The following is an 11662-nucleotide window of genomic DNA, read 5'->3' on the forward strand; positions in this document are numbered from 1 at the left end:
GATCCCATTTGTCCTTGCCAGGAAAGATGATCGGGTTGGCGGGATGGCGTTGCCAGTTGGTGATGCCATCCTTGCTGCGGGCGAGGCAGATCCGCGCCGTGGGCTCATCCTGGAAGCCGATGTAAAACATCACATACCAGTCGCCGACTTTCTCGACCTGACAGGCCGTGACCTTATGCTTCTCCCACGGATTCTTAGGTTCGGCGGAGAAGATCGGGTTGCCCTCATGCTTCTTCCATGTCAAACCGTCCGGGCTGGTCGCGTAACCGATGGCGTTCGGCTCGTTTTGTTCACCGCCTGAATACCACATGCGAAACTGCTTAGCCGCTTCATCCCAGAGTACCGACGGACACATGACGGCAATGTTCTTTTCCCAGGGTTGATCGGCGGACAGCACCGGTTGGTCGCTCATGCGTTTCCACGTTACACCGTCGGAACTGGTAGCGTAGCCGATCCATGAGCGGCCCTTGGCCTGGCCGGTATACCACATGTGATACCCATCGCCGCGCTTCAGAACATAGGGCCGGTTGATGTCGTTCTCCCACCCCGTTTCCGGCCGCGGGCCGAACACGGCCTGCGGCGGCTCGCTCCAGTGGATGCCGTCCTTGCTCTCGACCAGCGCAATGGATTTCTTGGGGCGCCACGAAAGCCACATCCGGTAGGTGTCGCCTTCTTTTAAGACTGAAATGTCGAAGCACGTCCCGTATTTTCCACCCATCACCGGATTGCCCTCGAACTTCTTCCAGCCACCCGATGTTTCATGTTGCGGGGCATCGGATTTTATAAGCGGCGCACGTGGAGTGTCTGCCGAACTCACCAATTTCCTTTGAAGCACGCCGGTCATCTTCGCCAGCGTATCAGAAGCTGCGATTTCTTTACCGTCGGCCAATACCCTGAGGCCTTTTCCCCTGTTATACCGCTCGCCGGTCTTGTCGTAGAAAATGGTCAGCAGGTACCCGTGGTAGGGTACACGATCCAGGCAGAAGTAGTCCCACGTACCGACCGGCACGAGCGGATTGACCTCCACCGTATCGTCGGCCCTCGGACGCAGTCCGATCAAGCCGCTAATGACCAGATCGCAGTAGGTTGAATGGTTGTAATCTTTGCCTCGTTCTTCGCCGCCTTTTCCGGCATCCCACGTGCCGTTTTTCCACGTCTTCAGCCGCGTCCGGGAAATCCAGTCGCCGGTGGCCGGATTGAGGTTCTCGTCAATCCACGGCACAACCGTGCCATCGTCACGCTTGAGGCGCTGCGATTTGGCATAGATTTTCAGGAGATCGAAGTAGTCCTTCCTGCCGACAACGTCCTGCGTGTAGTTGTTCAGCAGGTTGGCCATCCCTGTCAATGTGATCGCGGTTGAAAACGGCCAGCTTGGCCCATTCCACTGGCACTCGTGGCCCGCGTACGACAGCGCGAACCTGGGATGACGCTGCTCGGCGGTGGTCGGACCAAACGGGGCATGGAATCCTTGCGGATCCATGATTTGTTTCCACGCAACCGACTTGTCGGCATCGGGAAGATTGAAATACCACGGCGTGAAACCGTGCAGTTCGCGGACGTCGGACAGCTTCGCGTTCCCGCCGCGGGGCAGGACCTTGAAGAATTGCGCCGCCGGATCCCACAGTTTATCCTGGGTCAACCGCTTGATCGCCTCCGCCTTGGCGCGGAAACGCTCCGCGACCTCTTTCTGCCCCGCCCGGTCTGCGATCCGGGCGATCGCCAACGCGTCGCCGTACATGTAACTGTTGATCGTGGCGCGGTAGCCGTTGCCGCCGATGGAGACCTCCATGCCGTCGAAGTTATCGGTCTGCCAGAAAAGGCCATTGGGGTCGAGCTTGGCTTTTTCCCATTCCCCGTAGTTCCGGACCAGGTCGGGCAACAACTCCTTCGCCATCCGGTCGTCGCCGGTGACTTGCAGGCGCGCCCAGATCGAATCCGCAACCCAGAAACTGTAACGCCGCGGGTCGCCGCCGCCGTGGAACCAGAACCGCGTATAGTCGTCAAGATACTTCGGATCCGCCAGCCAGCGGCCTTCATACAGGTGGTGGCCGGCGGCACAATTGATCGAGTTGAATTTCCCCGCCCAGCCGACATTCGGCAGAAACTCGTCCACAATATAACCGGCAGGCGTCTGTTTGATATGTTTCCGATACGTCCACCAGCGGAAGTAATACGCCGTCTGGATCTCCTCATCCGGGCAATCGAGCAGCGGAATGTTATCCTTCAGGAAGTCCCAAGCCAGGGCATTCGGGAAGGCGTTTTTGTATCGTTCGCCGTCATTCCGGGCAAAGTCCTCGGCGTAGTGCCGGAACGTCTCGGTCTTGAGTACGGATGCGTGCGTAAGAAAGGCGGGCCCGAAAACCAGGGCCGCCACGAGTATGTGTTTTGTTTTTTTCATTTCGTGTTCCTTATAATTTGAGTGTTGTATGTGGTTTATGGTTTCCCGATCTTCCCTGAGACTTCCACTTCACGGTGGCTCGGCCAAACCCCATCGGGCAGTCCGGTGTAAAGAACGCGCAGGAATCTGGCGCGGGGATTCGTCTCAAGAGGAATGGCCCACACCTGGTCTGAGGATGTCCGGGCAGACTGATCGGACGCCACCCGCCAGAGTTCGCCGTCCTCGGAGACTTCCACGCGGAAGCGGTAATTGACGGCCTTCTCGAAAGTGATCCTGACTTGCGAAACAAAGTAGAAATTTTCCAAGTCCACACGCCACCAGGCGGGCAAGGAGTTGCCAGCGGCGCACCAGCGGGTGTCCGGGTCTCCGTCGTTACCATGGCGGGCGGGATTCTTTTCCTCCTCGCTGCTGGCCGAAGTCGGCCGGCTGAGGGCAAGATTCACGGGGTTCGCGCCACGCATCTCGTCGCTCGGCGGTTCAGTAAGAGGGCCGGGATAGGGCCGCACGCGGCACGCCTGGCTCCTCCCCGCGTCCCAGGCAGGGGTTCCGGTCGTGGTTAGGGTGAGGGTGGCGTCCTCAAGCCCCGGTGAGGAGGCGCGGATCAGCGTGGCACCCCCGTGGTAAGAGCGGAACTCCATGGCGGCCAGACCCTCGCGAATATCAATGTCGGTGTTGTTCCGGAAAGTGATCGAACGCCCGGTGGGGAACTCGCCGGGACCTGAGACGACCTCCAGCGTCACCGGCGGACTGTTGTTGATGGGTTTGCCGCCCGCATCTAGCACGGAGACGATCAGTTGGCAGTCCTCGGTGCCGTCATTGGAAAACGTGGTGCGGTCGGCTTCCAGTTTGAGTTTGGCGGGCGTGCCGGCCATGGGCCATGGCGGCGGGGCAATGCCGAGGTAGGCATTGCGATACCAATACCAGGCGCGCAGCGGCAGGCGGAAATGATCGATCATCCCCATGCGGCCCATGTCACCGGCGATGCTGCCGTGGTGGAAGGCACACCACAGGGCTTCGCCGGAACGCCATTCAGGCTTCTCACCCTTGGTCTCACCCCAGCAAGGGTCGTAGATGCCGGGACGGTTGTCCACACGGCTGCCATACTCAGACACCACGCTGGGGATGCCGGGATTCGGAAATTTGGCGCCGTCGCCGTTATAGCTGGCGACATCGCCGATTTTGTCAAAGCCGCCGCGCTGTGCGCCGCCGACGGTTGCGGGGCGGGTCGGGTCCAGTTCATGGCTGAGTTTGATCATCTCCGACGCCAGAGCGAGGGCACGCTTGGTCTCAACGGTGAAAAACGGTTCGTTCGACATGCTCCAGATGATGACCGACGGATGGTTGCGTGCATCGAGGATCATCTCCTTGAGTCCGCGTTTGGCGTTTTCCTCGAATGGCAACCAATGCTCCTTGCCGGGCGGATAGGCACTGCTGTTCCAATAGCCCTCACCACGGAAGCCGCCCATTCCCCAGAAACAGTATTCCGACCAGAACAAAACCCCCAGTTCGTCGCAGGCCTCCAGGAACGCCGGATCGTGCGGGTAGTGCGAGCCGCGGATGAAATTCATCCCGGCTTCCTTGATCAACTTCACATCGCGCCGATGCCCGGTGTTGCATACGGCATCGCCCCAACCGGCATGATCCTGGTGCGCGTTGGCCCCGCGCAAACGCAAGGGCTCGCCATTGAGGAAGAATCCCTTGTCAGCCGTAAACTTGAACCAGCGAAGACCGGTTCTGACCGTGGTTTCATCCACCGTCTTTCCGTTCCCCACCACAGCCACTCTCACGGAATAACAGGACGGATGATCGGGATGCCAAAGCAGGGGTTTTTCGACCACCATTTCCGGGCTGTCAACCGTCACCGTCTGGCCGGCCGCAAGCGAACGATTTTCAGTCGCCGTCCGGGCCACCACCGTGGTGCCATCGGGCGCCACAAGCATCGCCCTAACGGCACATACGCGTGGTGACTTGCCCTCGTTGCTGAGTGTGACAGTCACTTTGACGAGTGCCCTATCCCTGGATACTTCCGGAGTGATCACCAAGACCCCGTTGCGCGGAATATGCAGCAGATCCGTGACCACCAGCTGGACATCCCGGTAGATGCCGCCGCAAAACACATGCTCGCCGGCCCGTGGCGGCAGGACCGGATCCCACCGGTTATCCACCCGCACGGCCAGCAGGTTCTCGCCGGTCCTGACCTGCGATGTTAGATCGACATCAAATCCGGTGTAACCGCCGTCATGCGTGCCAACCAGCACGCCGTTGAGGTAAACTGAGGTATGCTGGAACGAGCCCTCGAATTCGAGGCGGACCTGCTTCCCGGTCCAGCTTGACGGAACCGTGAAATGCTTCCGGTACCAGCCCTCGCCCACATAGAACGTGGAGGCCCGGAAATAAGGAATGCTGAACGAATGCGGCAACCCGATGGGTTCCCATGCGGAATCATCAAGCGACAGCCTTTCCCCGTCCTTCTTCACTCCCAGACGGAAGAGGAAATCGCGGTTGAAATTGATCACCTGACGAATCGATGCCGGATCCTTCGCGGGCAATGCCGGACCCTGGGCGGCATTACAAGTCAGACTTGATCCGATGAGGAGAAGCATAGTCCATATACCTGATGTTCTTGTCATTGCGATATTTCCATGCCAGCGTTCAATTTTCATTGATGTTTCACTTGCGTGACAGGTCGCCGCCGAGGCGGAGCACAGTCCCTGGCTTCATCTTCAGCTCCACAGTTTTTTCACCATAGCGTACCTGGCAGGCCTTGCCGGTTAGACTGCGCAGCGCCACCGAGGTCAGCTTGCCGTCCGCCCACGCCATGTCCACCTCGAAGCCGCCACGGGCACGCAGGCCCGTGACGCTTCCCGTGGGCCACGCCTTGGGCAAGGCGGGAAGCAGGTGCACCTCACCCGCCTGGCTCTGGAGCAGCATCTCGCACACCCCTGCCGTGGCACCGAAGTTGCCATCGATCTGGAAGGGCGGACACGAGTCGAACAGGTTAGGCATGATGTTGTTCTTCAAGAGTTCAGAATACATCTTGTACGAATGGTCGCCATCCAACAGCCGCGCCCAGAAACTGATTTTCCACGCCTTGCTCCAGCCGGTGCCGGAGTCACCGCGGGCATTGAGCGACACCTTGGCAGCAGCGGCCAGTGCTGGTGTTTGGGTCGGCGAGATCTGACGGCCCGGATGCAGGGCAAACAGATGCGACACGTGGCGGTGGGTATTCTTAGGGTCATCGCGGTCGACCATCCATTCCTGCAACTGGCCCCACTTGCCGATCTTCGGGACTAACAGCCTGTCGCGCAGGGCGGTGAGTTTCAGGCGATACTCGAAGTCCACGCCGAGCGCTTGCGAGGCTTCGATGGTGTTGTTGAAGAGATCCCAGACGATCTCCTGGTCGAACGACACGCCGTCTTCACGCGGCCCCTGCTCGGGTGAAAATCCCATGGGCGCCACCAGGGTGCCGTCGGGCAGAGCTTTGAGGCGGTCCTCCCAGAACTCGCACACTTCCTTCATCACCGGATAGGCCACAGTCTTGAGATAGGTCTTGTCACCCCCAAAGGCATAGTGCTCCCACAGATGCTGGCAATACCAGGCGCTGCCGGGCGTGTTCCATTCCCAACTCGATCCGCCGAAGATGTTATTCTCGGTCTGCACGGTCCACCCGCGCTTGGATTTGAAATGGGCCGACGTCTGCTCGGTGCGCACCTCGCGCAGACTGAAGATATAGTTGAGCAGCGGTTCGGCGCACTCCGGCAGGTTGGCGGTCTCGGCCAGCCAGTAATTCATCTGGATGTTGATGTTGGAGTGATAGTCGCAGCGCCACGGCGGCTTGTTGCTGTTATTCCAAAGCCCCTGCAGATTGGCCGGTAAGGCGCCGTGCGACGAACTGATGAGCAGATACCTGCCATATTGGAACAACAGGTTCTCCAATTCCGGATCCTGCGCGTTGGCTTGCTTGTACGCGGCTAGCCGCTTGGGGGTCGACAGGGCTGCGATGGCGACCGCCGTCTTGCCGTTGTCCAGGCGGACCCGGTTGAACAGCGCCTGATACTCCTTGACGTGCGCGGCCAGCAACTCGGTGTAGGGACGTTTTGCCGCCTTGTCAAGTTGCTCAGTCACCAGGCGGTGTGGCGCCTCACCGGTCCTCCAGCCTTTGCTGCGCTGGTTGAGGTAGTCCGTGCCGGCACCCACGATGAGCGTCAGGCTCGTGACGTTCTGGAACGCGATGCCCGCAGGTGTCGCGGTTAGCGTGCCGCCCTCGTTGAGAACCAGAATCTGTGATTCATACTGCAGACCGTTCTTCAACTTGCCCGCCGCTGTGAGCCTGTGAGGCGCGATGATGGGGCTGGCATTGTGCGCATCCTGGATGGTGAGGGTGCCGGAGTGGCTGCCCGGCTTGTCGGCGGTGAAGCGAAACACCATGACCTGGTCGGGAAAGCTGGCAAACGACTCGCGCCGATAGGTCACCCCATCGCTGACATAACTCACCGCATGTACCGCCCGGCTGATGTCCAGTTCGCGGCGGTAATTTTCAGCGGGCTTGGCCAGCGGCAGTGCCACCCCGAACCCGCCGAGATTCTGATACATGCCCGAGTCCTTTTCGTCACCCTCCCACAGGCTGGACTCGTTGAGTTGAACATTCTCCCTCTCGGCCGCGCCGAAGATCATCGCGCCCAAGCGACCGTTGCCGATCGGTAGCGCTTCCGGCTCCCAATTCGTAGCCGGGCGGTCATACCACATGACCTGGTTGGGTTGCGTGGCGGGCTGGACTGCCTGGCCAAACGCCAGCGGTGCCATTAACATCGCGACCATTCCACAAAATCGGGCATATTGTATATTCATGCAGAACACTTTGCTTGCCGGTGCCACTATGATCTGGCTCGTTTTGATTTGATTCCTCATTTTGTGTTTTTTCCTTTCAATTACGATTAAGATTACGATTAGGATTTCTTATTTCATGATATTTGGGGACACCATACTTATTCCCATCAGCGCCTGCATGTTTATGACCCACAAATTCTTTTGAAGATGCCTTACTTCATCAACTCCGCGAGTTTCGGGCCAATCGCATCGGCCCAGATCTGGTAGGCGGCGGCGGAGAGGTGGAGAAAGTCGGGCATGATCTCCTTGGTGAGGGAGCCGTCGGGCTGCAGGAATTTGTCGCCGATGTCGAGGAAGAAGATGTTCTTGCCGTCGTCGAGCTTGGCGATGATGGCGTTGACCTGCTTGCGCTTGTCGTTGGGGGCGCCGAGCTTGCCCGTCGGCCAGTCGCCGCGCGGGAAGATGGCGAGCAGGAGGATCTTGGCCTGCGGCTGTTTGGCACGAATCGTTTCGACGATGGCGGTGATGCCTTTGGCGATGTTTTCAGCGGGATCGCTACCGACGTTGTTGATGCCGATCAAGAGGACGACGGCCTTGGGCGTGATGCCGTCGAGTTCGCCGTTGGTGATGCGCCAGAGGACGTGCTGCGTGCGGTCGCCGGCGATGCCGAAGTTTGCGGGCTGGTAAGCACTGAAGGCTTTGTCCCAGATCATCTTATGGTTGCCCCAGAAGTCGGTGATGGAGTCGCCAAGGAACACGAGCTGTGCCTTGCCTTCCTTCGCGATGCCCACAAATTTTTCATGCGCGGCGGCAAAGCGGGCGTCCACTTTGCCATCAGGCCCGAATTTTTCGGCGGCGACATCCGGCGGCTGCGGCAGCAGTTTGACGGCCGGAACGGCGGGCTTGGCGGCGGGTCGCGGCAGGAGCGCGTCACATTTTTTCTGCAGCGCCCCGGCGATCAATTGGTAGCCCTCACTCGACCAGTGGAGCGTGTCGCCGCAGGCGAGGTTGAGGTGATCCTTCAGCAGGGCGTAGAGATCCACGCTGTCCACCCCCTCCTCCTTCATGACTTTCTCAGCCAGCGTGTTGATCCGGATGACAATGGGATTGAGCTCGCCTAGGCCGGTGACCGGGCTGCCCTTCGCCGTGACCGGCGTCGTGGAGGCCCAGACCAGCTTGGCTTTCGGAGCACCCTTGCGGAACGCCTGGACCATGTTGCGCAGGACGGCCTCGATCTGCGCGTCCGAGACCTTGTCCGGCGACCAGCTCAGCGAATGCAGCCCGTTGTTGAAGATGATGATGTCGAACGGTGCAGCCGCTGCGGCCGCCTCAAACGCGGCGGTCGGGAACCCGCCCACGCCGCCGACGAAATGGCACCAGTTATAACAGTAGGCCTTGTCCTTCATGAGCGCGGAAAAGGGCTCCCCGTATCCATAGGAAATGGAGTCGCCATAATAGAGGATGCGCGGCAGCGGCTTGTCGATCTTTCCCGGCACCCGTATCAGCCAGCCCGGCCCGCCGATGTAGCCGTTCTTCAACGTGTCCGCCGACTCGCCCGGCAGGTAATACTTGGTGTCCGGCCCGTAAACCTTCAGGCTGAGTATTTCATAGCCTGAGAGCGCCTTCATACCCTTCCGGCCCGGCGTGCGCCCCACCCAGATCGGCGCGAGATTCGGCGAGATGCGCAGCAGATACTGCGGCCCGGCCGCATTGTTCTGATACTCCGCCACCACACCATCCCGCACGGCAAAGACGAACTTCCACACCCCATCTTTGGACCACCACGAAAAACGGTTCCCCTCATACGTGACGCCGTTCACCGTCGTCACCACTCCCCACTTGAACGCATCGACCGCGAACCCCGTATCGGAAACCCGCTGGTCCAGCAACTGCAGCGTGCGGCCATCTTCTATCGCACCGAAGCGGATTTCCATTGTGATCGTGAAGCAGGAGGGGTCCGTAATCGCGCTGTTGGGGATGGCGAACGCGCTCTCTCCGTCCATCATGACACGCCCGTCCACCCGCTCGACTCGCCCGGTTGTGGCCGCAAACGCATCCTTGGCCAAATCCCATACCGGTACCGGCACCTTCGCCGGCTCGGCCGTCACCGTTCCCGCTCCCACCGCCATCATCACGCAAATCCCATATATCCAACTTTTCATCGTTCGATCCCTTTCATTAGCATCCCATAGAAATCCTAATCTTAATCTTAATCCTAATCTTAATCGTAATCCATTGTCCCCAAGAGGATTACGATTATGATTACGAGCCAGAAAAGTCTCTTAAGTACGCGTCATTTCACTAAGAGGCCTTCCCCTGAATCACCCGAACCCCGAAGCCTTCCAACGTCAAGGCACCGGATACGGCTTCACCTGTCATCATATCCGTGAAGGCGCCATCGGGTGGCAGATCCACACGCTGGGGCTGTTCGTTAAAGTTCATCACGAAGATAAAATCCCGTTCCCCATCACTGCGCCGCTGGGCGGTAACCCCTGCGGGCAGGTCCACCGGGAGCGCCCGTACAAGCTTCAGGTCATTTGCCAGAACCCCATAGAAATCATCCAGGAACCGTTCCCCCATCCTGGCGGCATGATAATAGGCCCGCCCTTTTCCGAAAGCATTGACCGTCACCGCCGGTCGGCCGGCATAGAAATCCTTGGCATAGGTCGCGAGGGTTTCCGCGCCCTCGGCGTGGATCAGGTCGCAGAAGATGTGCGCGGGATACTCGCCGGAGAGCCCCATCGGATTCCCGGGCCCGAACCTCACGGCATTGGTCGCGCCAATGGCGAGGGCATCAATTTCCTCGGACCAGAGCCCCAGCATCCGTCGCAACGGACCGGGGAAGCCGCCCAGGAAACAAAGATCGTTCTCGTCCACCCACCCGCTGAGATAGGTCGCCACGACCACGCCACCGGCCTTCACGAACGCTTCGAGCCGATCCGCCACGCCCGGACGCAACAGGTAAAGCATCGGGGCGATCACGAGTTTATAACGCGATAGCTCCTGATCCATATCGATGACATCGAAGGGAATCCCCCGCGTCCAGAACGGAGCGGCATGGGCGATGCAGGTACTCAGGTACCGCTTCTCGCCGTCATTGCGGGGCCCCTTCGCATCCTCCAGCGCCCAGCGGTTTTCCCAGTCAAATACCACCGCCACCTCCACCGGCGTCGCCGAACCGGCCACCGGCGTGAGCCGGCGCAAGTCCCGGCCCAGTTCCGCCACGTCGCGGAATACACGGGTGTGTTCATGTCCCACATGATCCACCACCGCCCCATGGAATTTTTCAGAGGCCCCGCGGCTCTTGCGCCACTGGAAATACATCACCGAATCGGAGCCGTGCGCGACGGCCTGCAGGGACGAAAGCCGGTGCATGCCGGGTCGTTTCAACGTGGACACCGCCTGCCAGTTGGACACGCTCGGGGTGGACTCCATCAACAGGAACGGCTGCCCGCCACGCAAACTGCGGTTGATGTTGTGCATGAAGGCGACGAACAGCCCCCAGTGCGCCTCCAGCCGGTCCGGCCAGAGGGGTTCAGCGCCATCCCGCACGCTGTTGAGCAGGGAGTATCCCGCAGGACCCGTATGCCAGAAAGGATAGCTGTCCCACGAAATCACATCCAGGTGGGGTGCCAGTTTCCAGTAATTGAGGGCCGGGTAGTCTCCCATGAGATTGGTGGTAACCGGCACGCCGGGTGCCCCTTGCCGGAGGGGTTCAATCTCGTGGCACATGAAGTCAACCGTCTGGTCGGTGACAAACCGCTTCCAGTCGAGGTTATGGCCATGCACCAGGGTTTCGCCATGCGGGGCAGGCGATTCGATCTGCTCCCACGCCGTATAGGTGTGGCTCCAGAAGCTGGTGTTCCACACCTCATTCACCCGCTTCAGGTCATCACCGTAGCGGCGGCGCAGCCAGAGCCGGAACGCCTCCTGGCAAAGCGGACAATGGCACTCGCCGCTGTACTCGTTGGAGACATGCCAGAGCAACAAGGCGGGGTGTTTCCCATAACGTTCGGCAAGCCGGGCATTGATCAGGCGCACCTTGTCCCGGTAAACTGGCGACGTGGTGCAATGATTGTGGCGCACGCCATACAGATTACGGACCCGGTTCGGCCCCACGCGCAGGACTTCGGGATACTTTGCCGCCATCCAGGCGGGCCGGGCTCCACTCGGGGTTGCCAACACCACCCGGACGTCATGCGCCGCAAGGTCATCGATCGTCCGGTCCAGCCAATCAAATGTGAACACCCCCTCCTCGGGCTCCAGGGCGGTCCAGGCAAAGATGCCCACGCTCATGACATTGCAGTTCGCCAGGGGCATCATCCTTAAATCTTCACGAAGGATATCCGGCCGGTTCAACCACTGGTCGGGATTATAATCCCCGCCATGAAGAATCTGTGAAAAACGGCAGTGGGTCTCAGGGGCACTCCTCATCAT

Annotated in this window: 5 protein-coding genes; all 5 read right to left on the reverse strand. The window is 59.8% G+C overall.

Features of this window, described 5'->3' with window-relative positions; genetic code table 11:
- Nucleotides 1-2398 (reverse strand): hypothetical protein (locus WCS52_17380; GenBank protein ID MEI6168957.1); only part of this gene is annotated, 2398 nt, incomplete at its 3' end.
- A gap of 35 nt (nucleotides 2399-2433) precedes the next feature.
- On the reverse strand, nucleotides 2434-5001 hold the full coding sequence (locus tag WCS52_17385) for a glycoside hydrolase family 2 TIM barrel-domain containing protein (protein MEI6168958.1): 2568 nt from the start codon (nucleotides 4999-5001) through the stop codon (nucleotides 2434-2436).
- 67 nt (nucleotides 5002-5068) lie between these two features.
- On the reverse strand, nucleotides 5069-7306 hold the full coding sequence (locus tag WCS52_17390; protein MEI6168959.1) for a glycoside hydrolase family 95 protein: 2238 nt from the start codon (nucleotides 7304-7306) through the stop codon (nucleotides 5069-5071).
- Between the two features lie 131 nt (nucleotides 7307-7437).
- On the reverse strand, nucleotides 7438-9387 hold the full coding sequence (locus WCS52_17395; protein ID MEI6168960.1) for a GDSL-type esterase/lipase family protein: 1950 nt from the start codon (nucleotides 9385-9387) through the stop codon (nucleotides 7438-7440).
- A 139-nt stretch (nucleotides 9388-9526) separates the two neighbouring features.
- Complete coding sequence (locus WCS52_17400) at nucleotides 9527-11662, reverse strand: beta-galactosidase (GenBank protein ID MEI6168961.1); 2136 nt, start codon at nucleotides 11660-11662, stop codon at nucleotides 9527-9529.

The organism is bacterium (assembly GCA_037128595.1).
Taxonomy (GTDB): Bacteria; Verrucomicrobiota; Kiritimatiellia; order CAIKKV01; family CAITUY01; genus JAABPW01.

Coding starts and splice junctions, on each gene's coding strand:
- WCS52_17385 (MEI6168958.1), bottom strand. CDS start 5,001: ATGCTTCTCCTCATCGGATCAAGTCTGACTTGTAATGCCGCCCAGGGT.
- WCS52_17390 (MEI6168959.1), bottom strand. CDS start 7,306: ATGAGGAATCAAATCAAAACGAGCCAGATCATAGTGGCACCGGCAAGC.
- WCS52_17395 (MEI6168960.1), bottom strand. CDS start 9,387: ATGAAAAGTTGGATATATGGGATTTGCGTGATGATGGCGGTGGGAGCG.
- WCS52_17400 (MEI6168961.1), bottom strand. CDS start 11,662: ATGATGAGGAGTGCCCCTGAGACCCACTGCCGTTTTTCACAGATTCTT.